At 59.4% G+C, this 17,201-nt stretch carries 12 protein-coding genes; 1 reads left to right on the top strand and 11 read right to left on the bottom strand.

What is annotated here, in order from left to right:
* Positions 1–253 precede the first annotated feature (253 nt).
* The 11 genes from pstS to VN887_00210 form a co-directional block, all read right to left on the bottom strand.
* Positions 254–1,273 carry a phosphate ABC transporter substrate-binding protein PstS gene (gene pstS / locus VN887_00260; protein HXT38431.1) on the bottom strand — a complete coding sequence of 340 codons (1,020 nt, stop codon included), beginning with the start codon at positions 1,271–1,273 and terminating at the stop codon, positions 254–256.
* Positions 1,274–1,372: 99 nt separating this feature from the next.
* Entirely contained in the window at positions 1,373–2,773 is a 1,401-nt protein-coding gene (locus tag VN887_00255; protein ID HXT38430.1) for a putative porin, read from the bottom strand.
* A gap of 354 nt (positions 2,774–3,127) precedes the next feature.
* Positions 3,128–3,637, bottom strand: coding sequence for a hypothetical protein (locus tag VN887_00250; GenBank protein ID HXT38429.1), 510 nt, complete (start codon positions 3,635–3,637; stop codon positions 3,128–3,130).
* A gap of 97 nt (positions 3,638–3,734) precedes the next feature.
* The gene (locus tag VN887_00245) at positions 3,735–5,060 is read right to left on the bottom strand and encodes a TolC family protein (GenBank protein ID HXT38428.1); all 1,326 of its coding nucleotides are present in this window, start codon (positions 5,058–5,060) and stop codon (positions 3,735–3,737) included.
* Between the two features lie 10 nt (positions 5,061–5,070).
* Entirely contained in the window at positions 5,071–8,226 is a 3,156-nt protein-coding gene (locus VN887_00240; protein ID HXT38427.1) for an efflux RND transporter permease subunit, read from the bottom strand.
* Positions 8,227–8,266: 40 nt separating this feature from the next.
* Positions 8,267–11,407 carry an efflux RND transporter permease subunit gene (locus VN887_00235; GenBank protein ID HXT38426.1) on the bottom strand — a complete coding sequence of 1,047 codons (3,141 nt, stop codon included), beginning with the start codon at positions 11,405–11,407 and terminating at the stop codon, positions 8,267–8,269.
* Positions 11,408–11,421: 14 nt separating this feature from the next.
* Positions 11,422–12,117, bottom strand: coding sequence for an RraA family protein (locus VN887_00230; protein HXT38425.1), 696 nt, complete (start codon positions 12,115–12,117; stop codon positions 11,422–11,424).
* Positions 12,114–13,355: an efflux RND transporter periplasmic adaptor subunit gene (locus tag VN887_00225; GenBank protein HXT38424.1), complete on the bottom strand. Its 1,242-nt coding sequence runs from the start codon at positions 13,353–13,355 to the stop codon at positions 12,114–12,116. The genes VN887_00230 and VN887_00225 overlap by 4 nt, the downstream gene beginning before the upstream one ends.
* Positions 13,345–14,790 carry an ATP-binding protein gene (locus VN887_00220; protein HXT38423.1) on the bottom strand — a complete coding sequence of 482 codons (1,446 nt, stop codon included), beginning with the start codon at positions 14,788–14,790 and terminating at the stop codon, positions 13,345–13,347. Before VN887_00220 ends, VN887_00225 begins: the two co-directional genes overlap by 11 nt.
* A complete protein-coding gene (locus VN887_00215) occupies positions 14,791–15,471 on the bottom strand; it encodes a response regulator transcription factor (GenBank protein HXT38422.1) in 681 nt (226 codons plus the stop codon).
* Between the two features lie 153 nt (positions 15,472–15,624).
* A complete protein-coding gene (locus VN887_00210; protein ID HXT38421.1) occupies positions 15,625–16,551 on the bottom strand; it encodes a chromate resistance protein ChrB domain-containing protein in 927 nt (308 codons plus the stop codon).
* A gap of 61 nt (positions 16,552–16,612) precedes the next feature.
* Between VN887_00210 and VN887_00205 the strand changes: the two genes are divergently transcribed.
* Positions 16,613–17,201: DUF1259 domain-containing protein (locus VN887_00205; GenBank protein HXT38420.1), on the top strand; the 589-nt coding region annotated here is incomplete at its 3' end.

The following is a 17,201-nucleotide window of genomic DNA, read 5'->3' as shown; positions in this document are numbered from 1 at the left end:
CAGAGTTCAAAGCCAATGAGAACAATCAAGACAAACACCGACAGCGCCATCGCCAATGTAAGCCACTTGAAAATCCGATCACCAAAGCCTCGGTGAGCCAGCAATTCCATCGAAGCCGGCGACGGGCGCGTTGCAACAGGGACCGCATTCATTGGTTTCTCTCGTGCCGCAAATTCAAGGACGAAGAGCGGGAGGAACTTTCGGCGCTCTTCGTCCCCAACGCCCCACACCCCGGCTGGAGCGGAAATGGATTTCAGTATTTTATTGTCTTGATGCGTTCCGACACGCGCTTTTGCACGTTTTCCGGCAGCGGCGCGTAATCGAGGGATGCAGCCATGCCTTCTCCGCTTGCCACGGCCCAGTTCAGGAACTCGACGAGCTTCCTTCCCTTGGCCGCGTCCTTTTGGTGCTCGTAAATCAGCAGCCAGGTCGCACCGGCAATCGGATAAGCCCGTTCGCCCGGCGGGTTCACCATCGAAAAACGGAAGTCGTCCGGAATTTTCGCGGTGGCGAGCGCTTCAGTAACGGAGTCCAACGAAGGCGTCACGTATTTGCCGGCGGCGTTCTTTACCTCGGCGTACGGAAGTTTGTTTTGTTTGGCATAGACCAATTCCACGTAGCCAACCGCGCCGGGCAGTTGTTTGATTTGTCCAGCGACGCCTTCGTTGCCTTTGCCGCCCAGCCCCACGGGCCATTTGACCGAGGTGCCCCGCCCGACCTTGGTCTCCCACTCCTTGCTGACACTGCTGAGGTAATCCACCCAGATGTAGGTTGTGCCACTACCGTCTGAACGGTGGATGACTATGATATCAGTGTCGGGCAGTTTGATTTCGGGATTCAAGCCAGCGAGCCGCCTGTCATTCCATTTCGTGATTTTTCCCATGAACATGTCTGCGATGGTCGGGCCGTCCACTTTCAATGTTGGACTGCCCGGCAGGTTGTATGTCAGAACGTCGGCTCCCGCCACAGTGGGAATGTGCAAAATCCTGCCGGGTGCAGCGGCCAGATTTTCGTCGCTCATCGGGCCGTCCGAAGCTCCAAAATCCACGGTCTGGGCAAGGATTTGTTTCTGCCCACCGCCCGAACCAATGGATTGATAATTGAAGCGCACGGATGGATCGACTTTCGCATATTCATCGAACCATTTTGAATAGATCGGATAGGGGAACGTGGCGCCCGCGCCGTTGATGAGCATTTGCGCGGATGCGCTCGTAACTGCGCTCAGCAGCAGGCCGCTTCCGACGATGGCCTTTGTTCTAGCTTTGAATTTCATAGTTTGAGGAAGGAGACCGTTGTTGTCGCTGTATTACGGATGGGTGTCATTCAGGTGAATTTGAAGGCACCGCTTTCACGGTTCGTCCCTTGAGGCATTTCAGAATCTCCACATGAGGTCGGCCATAAAATGGCCGGCTTTCGATCTCTGATCAGGCACCCCGGCAGTCGGCGGATTCCCGATGATCAGATCATTCAAGTAATACGTGAAGGTGAAGTTAAGATAATCGGTGAACGAATACGTCGCTTGCGCAAGATGCCCCCTTACGTTCGTGCCTCCGAACCATCCATTGGCCTTTCCCGTGCCAACGAGCTGCGGGCTGCCGGTCGCGTAGAAGGCTCCGTTGTCGTCGTCCACCAGCGCGTCAAACCACGCGTCCGCTTCCAGACGCTGGTAGCGGTAGTTGATTTCCCAGGTGTGCTTCCTTCCAGCCTTGCCGATGGTGACCCCCGCGCGGTAACCGACATTGTTGGAGGGTGCGCCCGGGTTTTTCATGTATTCACCCGTGACTTTCAGCGGGAACTGACCGGCATAGCATGGGAAACTGTCGAGCTTGTAAGTGGCGGAAGCCGTCCCGATGATTGGATTGAAATTGTACGCCAAAAACCCGTTTCCATCGCGCGTGTTTCCAGAGTTGTAAAACGGTTGTATTCTGGCGCTCAAGGCGTCGCGGCCGGCGATGTCGAAGACCGCCACTCCGAGAGAAGTTTCCAATTGGGGACTCCACCTGGCTTCCCACAAAGCCTGCACCCCGTAAACGTAGGGGTCATGACTTGCGCCGACACCAGTGAGTCCTGCTCCGGTGGGCGTCTGGTTGATTTCATCCAGCACGAAGAACGCCCCATTCGCTTTCAATGTGTGCTGGTTGTTGACATTGTATGCGACCTGGAGCGCACCGCCCTCCGGGTCTATGTCGTAATCCCAGATCATGTTCGACAGCGAGAACGGATTATCCATCTTTCCGATGATCCCGGTCACTGTCCAATCGTTGTTTTTGATGGGGGTCCATTTCGCGTAAGCGGCATCGACCCAGAGGAATTTCCGGGACTCGAGTGAGTTCATGTCCGTGTTTGCAGTAATGGGCTGACCGCCGACCAGCGTGCCACCAGGATTTGTCTGTGGATTGCCCGAAGCAACGCGCAACCCAATCTCGAAGTTGTCAATTAACGAGGCGGTCGCACCGAGGCGGACCCGGTAACGAAAACGATTGCGGTCAATGTAAGCCTCGTTCTCCGCGTTGTTTTGTTCGAACCGCCCGCGGAAATCACCGCTGAACTTGAGGGCGTTGACCCACTCCGGCATTTTCGTTTCCTTCCGGTAATTCCTGTCAAAGTCCTTTTGCGCGTCTTCACGAAGGTCTTTGGCCTCCTGCGCGCTCAGGATTCCCTTCTGGACGAGCTTGTCCAGGAGAGCATCAGACGATTGCCCGACGGCATTGGCGCAAAACGCAGCCGAGGCGAGCGCCCCGACCGCCGTCCACTTGTTTTTTGGGTTCTTCATTTGATTTGAGTTGGTTCGGCCGGAAACTAGAGGTCATGCGTGACGAACCAAGGGCGGGATTGTTACAATTGAGTGACAACCGACAGGGTTCAAATGCCGTCGTGTGGGCCCTGTTGATTGAGAAACAGATTCCGCGACAAGCGCCCGCTTTATCAGACTGACGCGGACTGCTGCACTCCGAGACCATTCTGGCAGTTTATTCCGGCGTGCTTCTGCTCGGCCGCCGGTCCCGTCGGCGCCAATGACGGTTCGCGCCGACTCGTCAAGCCCCCTGCGGAAGAGGTGATGTGTTTTGGAAGAGAAGCCGAAGACCGTCTGACCTTGTTCAAGCTCCGCTGTTCAAGGGTGCGAATCTCAGGGCGGAGCTGCCTGCGACGGGCCAGGGGCTTTGGCGCCAACGATCTGTCCATTGGGCAGCGTCACCCATTGGTTGGAAGACGTCGCGCTGTTCAATGGTTCGGTCTCCCCGTCCAGATAGAGCGTCGTCAACTTGCCCGCCTGAATCACAACCGGGATTGCGACCTCGCCGCAGTTCGTGGCCCGTGCCTCGACTTTATAGGCCCCCGCCGGTAACGAAACGCCGACCGGCTCCTCGAAGAAGGAACCGCTCTGATTCGTAACGCGCCGAAACACCTTGCCGTCGTCGGAGAATATCGCGTAGCACGTATGAACCGGGTGCCTGCTTTTCGTCGGATCAAGAATCTCTCGCCCGGAATAAACGATCAGACAGCCTTCATTGCCCAAGGACCCGGCCAAGGGTTTATCCGGCCAGACAGAATCGCGGATGACGAACCCTTTCCGTGCGCCGCAGCCGCCGGTCTCGATCAACAGGGCCGCAGCAATAATGTGGATGAATCTGTTCATGGTCCGGATTTCAGACGCCCGGGGCTTCAATGTGGATTGCAGCACGGGCATTCATTCCGGTCAGGAGCGTCTCTGTTTCACGGTTTGCCCCGCCGATTCAATGGATTCCTTTGCGCCTTGCCTCGCTGGCGACGCCGCCGATCTGGTAGTCCAGATTGGCCTGCTGGATTTGAACGTCGTAACGGGCCGCGGTGCTGGCGATTTGCGCTCCCGTCAGGTTCAACTGCGCCTGGCTCAATTCCACAATTGAGCTGCTGCCGACCTTGTAGCGAGCCTGGGCCAGATCAAACGCCTTCCCGGCGTTTTCGACGAGCGCTTCAGTTATCTTGAGCCGCTCGACGGCATTGTTGAGGTTCAGCCACGCCACCCGGACGTCGCGGGTCACGTTGTTCTCCGCGTCGCGCAGATTCTCCACCGTCGCCTTTGCGCGCAGGGCCGCCTCCTTCTTTCTGGCTGAAAAAAGATTCCCGTTGAAGAGCGGCAGGCTCAGGTTGACTCCGGCAGCCGCGTAATCGTCCTTCAACCGGTCATCGTGGATCGGCGAAACACCAGCCACGCCAATTGCGGCAATCGTCGGATAATCGAGTTTCTTTTCGGCCTGGGCGAGCTTTGCCGCCGCGTCGCGTTCATCGCGGAACCGGAGCAGGTCAGGCCGTCTGCTGAGCGCAGTTACGATCAGTTCCGAAATGTTCGTCGGGTATTCCGTCGGCAATGGCTCCTCCACGAGTTGAAACTCCTGTTGCTCGCGAAAGCCGAGCAACGTCGAAAGCGCGGCCAGGGCGGCTTTCAAATCGTTCCGTGACCTGGCCAGCAGCAGATTGCCCTCTTCGAGCGCGACCCGGGCGAAGCTGACATCCAGTTCAGACTTCAATTTGTTCGACGCCAGAGTGCTGACCTGATCCAGCAGCAACTGGCGCGTGTTCACCGTTTGCTGGGCGACCCCCAGGACCGCCTGCGACTGCAGGGTGTTGAAATAGCCAATGGCCACCTGCAGCAACAGAAGCTCGCGGGCGGCTTCCGCGTTCTGATCTTCGGCGCGCGCCCGGAATTTGTAACTCGCGGACAGATTCGCGGTGCGCCCGAAATCTGTGATGAGCTGGTTGACAATCAATCCCTCGGCGTTGCGATCAAACACGGTGGGGTTGTTCAAGCCGCCGGCCGCGATGCGCGTGTTATCGCTGCCGGATCCCACCGCGGTGACGTTCAACGACGCGGTGGGGAAAAATGCCGAACGCGTTTCGGTCACCATCTGTTGCGCCGCCAGCGCGCGCAGTTGAGCCTCCGAAATTTTCGGGTGATTCCGAACTGCCACCGCCCGTGCGTTCGCCAGTGTGAGTGTCCCCGGGACGTTGGTTTCTGCCAGACTGGATCCGCCGCCCGAAGCCAGTTGCCATATCATCAGCACACAAAATAAGCATCGCATGGTTTTGCCTTTAGCACCGTGTCGCTTTGTCGTCGGCCAGAGCTCCCGCCTGCGCCGTCCGCCGGCGATACACCAGCAGATAGGCTGCTGGCACGATGAATACCGTCAATACAACCGAAGTCAGCAGCCCGCCGATGATCGCCAGCGCCAGCGGCGCGTAGGCTTCGCTGCCAGTGCCGAATTTCGCCGCCATGGGCAGCAAGCCGACGAACGTTGCCAGCGAAGTGATCAAAACCGGGCGCATCCGTACGCGGCACGCCTCGCGAACCGCCTGGTCCACGGGCATACCCTCGGCGCGCAAACGCTGCATGAATTCAAGGATAAGAATGCTGTTCGAGGCGACGATGCCGACGACCATCACCACGCCCATCAACGACATCACATTCAATGTTGTGTGCGTGAAGAAAAGTGCGAGCAGCACGCCCACGAGTCCGGCGGGCACAGCCAGCAAGATCAGCAGCGGATCAATGAACGATTTGAATTGCGCCAGCAAAATGAGATAGACCAGGACCACGGCCAGAATCAGACCCAGTTCGAAGGTGCGAAACGAACTCCGCATTCCCTGCACAACGCCGCGCAGGGTGACGTGCAGGCCATCGGGAACTTTCGTGCCGGCGATGATCTTCTCGACCGAGCGTGCCAGATTTCCCAGGCTCTCGCCGGAGGGTGAGACGTAAACATCCATTACGCGGCGCAATTGGTAATGGTCCACTTCCGTCGGCGAGCTGATGTGGCGTAGCCCGCTCACGTTGTCGAGCCTCGTGGTGTGGAGATGCCTCTGTCCGCGCAGCGGGATGGCCATCAGGTCCGTGAAGTCCTTGATCGTGCTTTCGGGATATTGAACCGTGAGCAGATAATCGTTTCCCGATTTTGGGTCCACCCAGTAACTCGGAGCGATCATCTGGTCGGAGGTCAGCGCGGTAATCACGTTCTGAACAACTTCTTTCGAAGTCAGCCCGAGCTCAGCGGCATGAATCCGGTCCACACTGAGTTGCAACGCCGGGTAATCAATGTCCTGCGGCACGAGCACGTCGCTCACGCCCGGCAACGCGCGCACCTTGCGCTCGATGTCCTGCGCGAGCTGGTGAGCCTTCTCCAGATTCGAACCGTTCACCTGGATGTCAATGGGCGCGGGGAAGCCGAGATTAATGATGGCGTCAACGAGTCCGCCCGATTGAAGATAGACACTTACTTGTGGCAGCTCCGCGCGAATCCGCCGGCGCACCCGTTCCATGTAATCGTAGCTGCTGATCCGGTGGCCGGTCTTCAAACTGGTCTGCACCATCGCGGTGTGTTGCGCAGAGTTGCTCGTGTAGATCGAGGAGAACCCCGGCGTGACGCCGATGTTCGCGACGGTCACATCGAGTTCGTCCGCCGGCACCTCGCGGCGGATGATGTCTTCCACTCTTTGAACGAGCTTCGCGGTCTGCTCCAGCCGTGTGCCCGACGGCGCTTTGAGATTGATAAGAAACTGGCCGGGATCGGTTTTGGGAAAGTAGGAAACACCCACCAGCGGATACACGGCAAAACCGAGTACGCACAAGGCCATAAGCCCGAGCACCGTCCGCAGCGGACGGGCCAGCGCGCGGTCCAGCATCCGTCCGTATTGCTGGAGGAATCGTCCAAAGAGGCCATTGAACCAGGCTTGAAACCGTCCCGCGAAGGAAGGTTTCTTCGGCGACACGTCCGGCTTTGACTGCCGCTCGAACTTCAGATACTTCGCGCAAAAGAGCGGCACCACTGTCATCGCGATCAGGTAGGAAGCGGCCAACGACAGGACCACGGCCACCGCCAGCGCGCTGAAAAGGAATTTGCTGACACCGTACAAAAAGGTCACCGGGAAGAACACCACAGCGGTTGCGAGCGTGGCCGCGAGCACCGGCAATGCCACCTCGTTGCCGCCTTTTTCCGCGGCCACTTCCGGCGGTTCGCCCATTTCGAGATGCCGGAAAATATTCTCGAGCACGACCACGGAGTTGTTGATCAGCCGTGGAAACGCCAACGCCAGTCCTCCCAGAATCATCGCGTTGACTGTATTTCCACTGGCCGACAGCGCAATGAACGCAGCGAGTACGGACAACGGAATGGACAGCAGCACCGCCATTGTCGCGCGGAGTTTGCCAAAGAACATCAGGATCATGCCGGCGGTGAGAATCAAACCAACCGCACCGACCAGACATAGATTCTTGATCGCGTTCTTAACGAAGATGGACTGGTCGAAAACGACTTTCGTCACGAGTTCTTTCGGCACGTCAAGGAGGTGACTTACGGCGTCCTTGATCCCTTTGACCACCGAGATCGTGCTGCCGCCCTGTTTCAGCACCGGGAGATACACGGACGGCTGGCCGTCCACGCGCACTATGTTGTATTGAATTTGCGATGCGTCTTTGGCCTGGCCGACGTCGGCCACCAGCACGGAGGCATTCCCGACGGTTTTCAGCGGCAGACGGTTTATCTCATCGATGTTTTCAAGCTGGCTGTTCGCATAAAGATTGTAGTCGAACGGACCGATGCGCACGTCGCCGGCGGGCAGAATCAAATTGGAATCGTTTACTGAACGCACCACGTCCATCACGCTCAACTGGTGCGCCTGGAGTTTGAGCGGGTCCACATAGACCATAATTTGCCGGTAACGCCCGCCGAAGGGCTGCGGCACGGATGCGCCGGGGACGTTGGCCACCTGATTGCGCACCGTGTACTGGCCGAAGTCGCGCAACTGAGCCTCATTCATGTCCCGGCCCTTGAGGGTGATCAGGCACACGGGCAGGCTCGACGCGTCAAACTTCAAAACGACCGGCGGCAGCGTACCAGGCGGCAGCCGGCGCAGATTGGCCGACGCGAGATTCGCGATCGTCGTGACAGCCGAATCCGGGTCCGTGCCCGGTTGAAAATAAACCTTGATCAAACTGACGCCGGGCAGCGACCGCGACTCGATGTGGTCAATGCCGCTGCCCAAAGTGAAGAACCGTTCGAAGCGTCCGGTGATGTCGTTTTCAATCTGTTCAGGCGGCATCCCGGAATAAAACGTGGCCACGACGACCACCGGGATGCGGATGGCGGGAAATAAATCCACTGGAAGCTGCACGAGACTGGTCACGCCCACCACGCAGGTGATGAGACACAACACCACAATCAAATACGGATAGCGGATCGCAAACTTGGGCATAAAAATCGGACGCTGTTGCGGTTTGGTTCCATGCGGTTCGTCATGCCGCAGCGAGAGGTGTCCTTTCAGTTTTGCGGTAAGCCAGCAGGTACGCTGCGGGCACGATAAAGACCGTGAGCACCACGGATACCGCCAAACCGCCGATGATGGCGCGCGCCAGCGGCGCGTAAGCCTCGCTGCCGGTGCCGAGCTTCATCGCCATGGGAATCAAACCGATCAACGTCGCGAGCGACGTCATCAATACCGGCCGCAGCCGTACGCGGCACGCCAGCGCGACCGCTTCGCGCAACGGCCTGCCTTCCTCCCGCAGGCGGTGGGTGAATTCGACGATCAGAATGCTGTTCGACACGACGATGCCGACCATCATCACCACGCCCATCAGCGACATCACGTTGAGCGTTGTCCCGGTGAAATAAAGCATCTCCAGCACGCCGGCCAAACCTGTCGGCACCGCCAGCAAAATCAGAAGTGGATCAACGAAAGATTGGAATTGCGCAACGAGGATCAAATACACCAGCACCACCGACAGGATCAGACCCAGGCCGAAACTCTTGAACGAGGCGTTCATGCCTTGCACCGAGCCGCGCACGGTGACGCGGACGTTTTTCGGCAATTGCGTCCCGCCGATGATCCGGTTCACGCCCGCCAGCACCTTGCCAAGGTCTTCGCCTGTCGGCGCGACGTAAACGTCGATCACCCGGCGGAGCTGGTAATGGTCCACTTCAGTCGGCGCGTGAAAATGGCGGATGGTGCTGACCGCATCGAGCCGGGTGCCATGCGCGGCACCGGACGCGCGCAACGGGATCGCTCCGAGGTCGGACAAATCCTTCACGTAGTTTTCCGCATACTGGACCGTCAGCATGTAGTCGTTTCCGCTTTTCGGATCCACCCAATAACTGGGAGCGATCATCATGTCGGAAGTCAAAGCGGTGATGACGTTGCCGACCACTTCGCGTTCCTTCAGACCCAGTTCGCTGGCGCGGTTGCGGTCAATGTTCACTTTCAATGCCGGGAAATCTATGTCCTGCGGCACGAGCACATCGCTCACACCCGGGAGCGCGTGAACTTTGCGCGCAATTTCCACGGCCGTCTGATGCGCCTGCTCGATGTCCGTGCCGCTGACCTGAATGTCCATGGGTGCGGGCATGCCGAGATTCAAAATCGCGTCCACCAATCCGCCGGTCTGGAAATATGAATTGACCTCCGGCAACTGCTTTTGCAGCTGTTGCCGGACGCGATCCATGTACGCGAAGCTGCTGGCATGGCGTACATCCTGCAGCCCGATCTGCACGAACGCCGTGTGCTGGCCGGAGTTCGGCGTGTAGATGGATGAGAAGCCGGGTGTCACTCCGACGTTGGCGACGAGGATTTTCAGATCCTCCGCCGGCACAATTTCATGGACGATGTTTTCCACTTTTTCCACGAGCTGCTGGGTGATCTCCAGGCGCGTGCCGGTTGGAGCTTTGAGATTGATGACAAACTGTCCCGGGTCTGTGCGCGGAAAATAGGCCACGCCCGTCAGCGGATAAAGTCCGAGACTGAGAACGAAAATCCCGCTGATGCCGATCACTGTGGCCGCGGGACGAAGCAGCGCAACATTCACCGCGCGATCGTAGCCGTTCAACATGCGGGTGAACTTGCGATTGAACCAGCCGTTGAATCGCTGGCCCCATGATTTCGCGCGCGTGGTTTCGTCCTTTTCATGCGGATGATGGCCCTTGATGAAATTCGCGCAGAACAGCGGCACCACCGTCATGGCCACGAAGTAAGAAGCGAACAGGGAGAAAACCACCGACAGCGCCAGCGCCGTGAAAAGAAACCGGCTCACGCCGTACAGAAATGTCACCGGAAAAAAAACGACCACCGTCGTCAGCGTCGCCGCCAGCACCGGCAGCGCGACCTCCCGGCCACCGCGTTCCGCTGCAACAGCGGGCGTTTCGCCCAGCTCCAGATGGCGGAAAATGTTTTCCAGCACGACGACCGAGTTGTCAATCAAACGGGAAAAAGCCAGCGCCAAGCCGCCCAGCACCATCGCGTTCACCGTGTTGTTGCCCGCGGAAAGCGCGATGAACGCCGCCAGAGCCGAGAGCGGAATGGAAAGAAACACCGCCACCGTCGCCCGCATGCTGCCGAGAAAGATCAGGATCATCGCGCCCGTCAGAATCAGTCCGATGGCGCCCTCGTGGACAAGATTCTCGATGGCATTCTTGACGAAGACCGATTGATCGAACACAACCTTGGTGATCAGCCGCCCCGGCACATCGAGCAGGTGGGAGACGGCACTTCTGATTCCGCTCACGACGGAAATCGTGTTCGCGTCCCCGCCCTGTTTCAGCACCGGCAGGTACACCGACGGTTGACCGTCCACACGCACGACGTTGTACTGGATTTGCGAAGCGTCCCGGGCGTCACCCACATCCGCCACGAGCACGGACGTGTCGCCGACGGTTTTCAAGGGCAGGCGTTTGATGTCGTTGATGTCATTGAGCTGGCTGTTGGCGTAGAGGTTGTAATCGAACGGCCCGGTTCTCACGTCGCCCGCGGGCAGGATGAGGTTTGCCTCGTTCACGGAACGCACCACGTCCATGACACTCAGTTGATGCGCTTCGAGCTTGAGCGGGTCCACATAGACCATGATCTGCCGATAGCGACCGCCGAACGGTTGCGGCACCGAAGCGCCCGGCACATTGGCGACCTGATTGCGCACGTTGTACTGGCCGAGATCGCGAAGCTGCGCTTCTTTGAGCCCCTCTCCTTTCAACGTGATTAGGCAAACCGGTAAACTCGACGCATCGAACTTCAACACCACCGGCGGCAGCGTGCCCGGCGGCAAACGGCGCAGGTTCGCCATGGCCAGGTTGGCGATGGTGGTCACCGCTGAATCGGGATTCACGCCAGGTTGAAAATAAACCTTGATGAGACTGACGCCCGGCAGGGAACGGGATTCGATGTGGTCAATGCCCGCTCCCAGCGTGAAAAACCGTTCGAATCGCCCGGTGATGTCGTTCTCGATTTGTTCGGGTGGCATGCCCGAAAAAAAAGTGGCGACCACGACCACCGGAATCTTGATCGGAGGAAAAAGGTCCACCGGCATGCGTACCAGGCTGGTGACGCCCACCACACAGGTGATCAGGCAGATGACGATGATCAGATACGGATAGCGGATGGCAAAACGAGACATGACGGAAGCAGCGGTCAAGACCGCCCGTTGGAGACAGCGGCGCGCAATTTTTCCAGCGAGAATCCGGGCGAGCGGCACAACGCGATCAGCGACTGCTCCTTTGCGGCGATTCTCGCCGCCACTGCTGGAACGCGGCCCGCAATGTCCAATGGAATGGATTGAACGCCGTGCAAGTCGCCGTGCAACAAGTCGCCGGATTGAATCTTCAGCCCGCCGATTTTCACGGGTTCGCCCATCGCAACGATGTGGACGTAGGCGTGCGAAACCGAAACGCTGCCGGCGAAGAAATGGAACCCGGCGTTCTCCGCCGCCGGAATGTCACGCACGGAACCATTCGTGACGACGCCGACGCATCGCAGCGCGCGAAGGATATTCATGTGAACCGCGCCCACCAGCGAACCGAGACCGGGCCGCGTCGCCACGTCCTGCACCACGACCACGCGTGGCGTCGGCAGTGAAGCGATGTAATCCCACCAGTCGGTTCGATCTGGATACGCGCCACCCGCTGTCGGGGGCGCGGAGCCGCGGATTTTGACGGTCGCGGCATAACCGACCATCGGCTGCAGACGCGGGAACAAGCAGCGGATGTTGTGATCCACAAATCCTTCGTTCCGCAGCCGCTCGTGGAAGGTTTCAATGGCGTTGGCCAGTGTGCAGGCATCCAGCCGGCGGATCGCTTCCAATTGATCGAGAGTGAGGGGGGCGTTCATTGCGCGGTCAATGGCTCGATAAACTTCGGTTCTACCTTCTGGCCCGGCTTGACCTGCGTGTGGCTGCCAATCATCACCAGATCATTCTCGTGCAAACCGTCCATCACTTCGACTTTCGTCGGTGTTTCAATGCCGAGCGTCACCGGGCGCTCCTCGATTTCATCCTTCCGGTTGATCAGGTACACGGTCGGAGTTTTGCCGCCCGAAATCGCTTCGACCGGAACAGCCAGCGCGTTCGGCCGCCGGTCCACCTTGAGTTTCACGGAGACGTACATGCCGGGAACGAGCTTGAGATCGGGATTCGGAAGGTCCACTTCCGTCTCCATCGAGCGCGTATCCGTATCCACTTTGCGTGTGAACCGCGAAATGATGCCCTGGAGCGTACGGCCGAGAGAATCATCCCTGATTTCAACGGGGTCGCCCACATTGATGTTCTTCACAAACGGGACGGAGATCGGGAACACGAGCCGCAGGCGGTCGTTTTCCGACAGTCGCACCAGCGGCAATGTCTGTCCTCCGGCCGTACCCGCCTGGATCAGCGCCCCGCGGTCGGCGTACCGACGCGTGATCACGCCTGAAAACGGTGCCGTGATGCGGGAATACTTGAGCATCGTTTGCAGCTTCTCGACATCCGACTTCGCGATCTGCACCTGCTCCCGTGCGGCGTCCAACGCCGACTCTGACGCACGATCTCTGGCCTGCGCCGCGTCGAGATCCTGCTGTGCCACGAGATTGGGTCGGGCCTTTTGCACGGCAGCCAGCCGCGTGTAGGCAAGGTGCGTTTCCTCATGCGCGGCCTCGGCCCGCGTGACTTCATCCTCGCTCCGCTTTTCGACGGCGCGAGCGTGGGTCAGGTCATCTTCGAGTTCCGGAATCTCAAGCGTCGCCAGCAGATCGCCCTCTTTAACACGGTCCCCGATGTCCACGTTGATCTGTTGCAGGAAGCCGGCGACTTTCGCGTGCAGGTCAATTTCCTGAAACGGTCGGAATTCCGCTTGAACGGTCAGTTCCTTGTAAAGCTCTTCGCGGTCCACTTTCGCGACCGGAACCGGGAGGACCTGAAGCGCTTCATTGCCCACCGTGGCGGTCGTTTGCGAGGGCCGCAACGCGAGCGCCGTGACGACCGCCACGATCGCAGCGGCGGGGACCGACAGGCGCCAGTAGAATTTGCCGCCGGACGGAGGGGGATTCCATCCCGCCGAAATTCTTCGAATGAGTTCGAGGAATTTATTTTTCATAGCCGTTGTTCTGTTTTGAGACCTTGCCGTCCGCCAGTGGCATGATGACACGAAACCGGCTGCCACTGCCGGGAGCACTTTCCACTTCCACCTCCGCGCCATGCGCGGTGCAAATCGACTTCACGATGGAAAGACCGAGCCCGGCGCCGCCCAGATCGCGCGATCGCGCCTTGTCCACGCGGAAGAACCGGTCGAACACGTGCGCCAGCGCGTCCGCGGGAATGCCCATCCCGTTGTCGGTCACCTCGAGCACCGCGTGTCCATTGACCGCGGCGACCCGGAGGTTGACCGCGCCGCCCGCCGGCGTGTATTTGATCGCGTTGTCGAGGAGGTTGACGACAACCTGCTTGAGCCGCGAACGATCACCCTCCACCGTCACCCGCTGGCCGGCGACGCAGGAAATGGAAAGGTGTTTGTCCTCTGCCAGCAGTCCCATTTGATCGGTTGTAGTGGCGGCGAGCTTCGCGAGGTCAAACTGCACCCACTCGGACTGGGCCTCCCCGGCGTCGAGGCGTGACAGTGCGAACAGCCGTTCGACGATTTTCGAGAGGCGCTCGACCTCTTCGAGCAGGCTGCCGAGGGTCTCGCGCAACTCCGGCGTCAACCGCGCGTCCTGATGAACAACTCCCTCCAGCTCCCCGCGCAAGACCGTGAGCGGTGTGCGCAGCTCGTGCGAAGCGTCGGCGACAAATCGCTTTGAATTTTGAAAAGCGTCTTCGAGCCGGGTGATCATGTGATTCAACGAAATTGAAAGCCGCTCCAATTCATCTCCCGTGCGCGTGACCGGCAGCCGCTCGCTCAGGTTGTGCTGGGTGATCTGCTCCGCCTTGCGCGCGATTTGATCGACCGGCGCAAGCGCGCGACCGACGAGCAGGTAGCCGCCGCCAACGGTGACACCGACGACGATGGGCAACCCGAACGCCAGCAGCAACACCAGATGATCCAGCATCGATTGGATGGCCGTCATTGGCGCGCCGACCTCCACCAAATAACGCTGTCCAGCCGCGGCCTGGACATTCGCCGCCACGATCAAGAGCATTTTATCGTCGGGCAGTTTCTGTTTGCGCGCCGACTCGTTTTTCGGGAACGCCGCGAGTGTCGGCAGGCCGGCGGGATCAAAACTCTGGTCCCGGGGCGGCCCGGAGACATAAAGCACGCTGCCGTCACCGCGGCTGATGCGGATGAAGCGGTCATTGATTTCAGGCTCATAGCGGTCCTTGACTTCGTTCACCACGTACGGTTCGCCGGTCCTTTTGATATTCGAAAGGAGGGACTCGCCGATCTGACGGGCGCGGCGCATCTGAGTCTCGCGCAAACTGGCTTCAAGAAAATGCTTCAGCCCGAAAAACATCAACCCACCCAGCACAACGAAAACCCCCGTGAGCAGTCCGGCATACCAGGCGATCAGACGGAATCGGATCGAGCGGGTGTTCATTCACGCCTCCGCACGGTCCGCGATGCAATAACCAACACCCCGCACCGTGCGAAGCAGCTTCTCAGGAAAGGGGTCGTCCACCTTGCTTCGCAGATGACGGACGTAAACATCCACAATGTTCGTGAACCCCTCGAAGCTCTGGTCCCAGACGTGTTCGATGATCATCGTGCGCGAGAACACGCGGCCGGGATTCGTGGCAAGGTACTCGAGCAACGCGTATTCTTTGGCCGTCAATTCGATCCGTTTGCCAGCGCGTTTGACCTGCTGTGACAGGCGATCCACTTCCAGGTCTGCCACGCGCAGCACACTCGAACGGTTGACCGGGCCGCGGCGCAACAAGGACTTGATGCGGACAAGCAATTCGGCAAACGCAAACGGCTTGGTGAGGTAGTCGTCCGCGCCGGCCTCGAAGTTCTGGACCTTCTCCGCCGTGGCATCGCGCGCGGTCAGCACGAGAATGGGCACCTGCTGGTTGTTGCGCCGGATGCGGCGGAGGAGTTCAGTGCCGTTCAGCCCGGGCAGCATGAGATCAAGAATGACGAGGTCGTAGTCATACGCCCCGGCCATGTCCCAGCCGTTCAGCCCGTCGTCCGCAACGTCCACGGCAAAGCGCTCGGCCTTCAGGCCACGCGCAACCATGTCCGCCACTTTCTTTTCGTCTTCAACCACGAGTATTCGCATAACGCAAAATCGGACGGTGTAAGGACAACAAAGCTTGATTAAAAAACCCTAAACGCCAGATTAAAATCCGTTCACTATCGGCGTCCGCCCAAACTTCAATCGAGGCGGTGAGGGGACCGGCCGCATGCGGAGCCCGAACCGCTTCGACCCGGCTCAGCGCGATTGCAGGGATGCGTAAAGGGCGTCGAAACACTCGAACCCTTTTGCCAGGATTTGCTCGTCGCTCAACCCCAACCTTGCCCAACCCTTGAACACGCGGTCCAGGCCGATGCATTCGTAACGCCGGAACCGGCCGTCCTCGAGGTCCGCGTCGTGGATCATCTCGCCGATCTGCCGCGCCGCACGGTCGCGAATGTCGAATCGCTTGAGCATGGTTTCGTAGGTGCAATCCTCCCCCTGGTGGCTGAACTCGACGTCGGATACGTCGTAGGGAATCGGGTCCGACCGGCCGGGCGGTCTCGCAGAGAACAGGAAACGCGCCTCGGGATCGATGAACTTGCGAATCAACCAGGCCGATCCCACCCGGTCGATTTCCGGCCGCGGCCGCGTGAGCCAGGCGCGACCCACAAATCGTTTTCGGTCCAGCGGCGCTGCCGTCGCCGCCCGCGGCCGGCCCAATCCCTCGGCGCGCTGCAGCAGCATCTCCGCGTCGTGAGCCGCCGGACTGTCGAAATAGTCGATCCCCCGAATTTCATTGAAGCGACTCGTGAACCGGTCCAACTCACCCCGAAAGGAGTCCTCCCGGCGTTTCCGGTTTTTCTCGACAAACCGCGTCAGCGACTTCATCAGGTTGCGGTAGTCCTCCGCGCGGGCGTCGTTGAACATCCGTTGAACGTCCTCGCAGGCCAGGCCCTCGATCTCCGAGACTCGGATCAGGGTGGCTTCGCCGCCGCCGTCCCGGACTTGTTTGGCCAGCCACTGAAAGCGTTCGAAATGGACCGGTTCGTCGGGGAGGACGTAGGCGGAGGTCTTGAGCTGCAAGGCGCCAAATTTCTTCAGCCGTCGCCACAGGCTCACCCGCTCGGCGGAATGCCGGGTAGGCAGGCCGTAGAGCAGGAGCAGCCAGGAACGGTTTGCCATAAATTGTTGACACGAATACAGTCCAGTAATAGGTGTTTCAACAACAATATCGATGGGCTTTATGAAAACAAAATCCGTCCTTTTCGTCCCTCTGCCGTTCCTGCTTCTCAGACTGGCGTTCGCGTTGGCGGCCGGCGGAGGCACGGCCGCCGGCGCCGGGCTGGACACCGCGAGCATCGAACGGTGGACCGGACTGAAGGGCACCTTCAACAAGGCCGAGGGTGTCTTCAAAGTGAGCGCCCCGCGCACCGACGTGAAGGTAGCCGTCGATGGGTGGCCCGCGCCGCCCTTCATGGGATTGACCTCTTGGGCCGCGTTCGCCCCAGGCAAGGGCGCCGAAGCGATGGTCATGGGTGACCTGGTGCTCTTTCAAGACGAGGTGAACCCGGTGATGAGCACCGCGCTGGACAACGGATTGAGCGTCACCGCGCTGCACAATCATTTCTTCTTCGATGAACCGAAGGTTTATTTCATGCATATCGGCGGCGAGGGAAGCGCGGAGAAACTGGCCGTCGGAGTCGCCAGGGCCATGCAAAAGGTCCGGGAAATTCGTGCGCAAAATCCGCGCCCGGCGACGACGTTCGGGGGGCCGGCCCCGACGGAAAACGCCATCAACGGCCCGGCACTGGAAGGGGTTCTCGGCGTCAAAG

The organism is Candidatus Angelobacter sp., from assembly GCA_035607015.1.
Taxonomy (GTDB): Bacteria; Verrucomicrobiota; Verrucomicrobiia; order Limisphaerales; family AV2; genus AV2.
This window is presented reverse-complemented; position numbering and strand designations above follow the sequence as displayed.